General features: G+C 68.8%; 1 protein-coding gene and 1 pseudogene. Both read left to right on the top strand.

What is annotated here, in order from left to right:
- Positions 1-138, top strand: a pseudogene (locus tag R1101_RS30060) (HEAT repeat domain-containing protein); the annotation flags it as partial.
- A gap of 4 nt (positions 139-142) precedes the next feature.
- Positions 143-545 (top strand): MerR family transcriptional regulator (locus R1101_RS0125240; RefSeq protein ID WP_016935857.1); only part of this gene is annotated, 403 nt, incomplete at its 3' end.

Genomic DNA, 545 nt, shown 5'->3' with positions numbered 1-545 from the left:
GGCAGTCCCGATCCTCGTGTCCGCGCCCACGCCGAGGCCACCGAGCGGATCCGTGTGGATCCCGACAGCGCGTTCGTCCTCTCGCTGGAGACCGCGAAGCGGGTCGCCGCGCTCGGCGCGGACGGGATCCGGGAGTGACACGATGCTGATCGGCGAGGTCTCGCGAAGGTCCGGCGTCAGCAGCCGCATGCTGCGCCACTACGACCGCCTGGGCCTCGTGACTCCGACGGGCCGCACGTCCGGCGGTTACCGCGAATACACCGAGGACGACCTCCGGACGCTGTTCCATGTGGAGAGTCTCCGAAGCCTCGGTCTGTCGCTGAACGAGGTCGGACGCGCGTTACGAGAACCGGACTTCGCTCCCGCCGAGTTGGTGCAGGAGTTGATCCGGCACACGCGAGAGCGGATTGCCGCCGAGACCGAGTTGCTCGCCCGTCTCGACGATGTCGACTCGGCCTCCCCGACAGGGTGGGACGACGTCCTGCGTCTCGTCGCCTTGCTCCGCGCGTTCGAATCCGACTCCGGATCCCGCCGGCAGCAAGCGA

This window comes from Rhodococcus sp. R1101 (assembly GCF_000278445.1).
Taxonomy (GTDB): domain Bacteria; phylum Actinomycetota; class Actinomycetes; order Mycobacteriales; family Mycobacteriaceae; genus Rhodococcus; species Rhodococcus gordoniae.
Note: the sequence above shows the minus strand (reverse complement) of the source record. Positions and strands in the feature narration are given on the sequence as shown.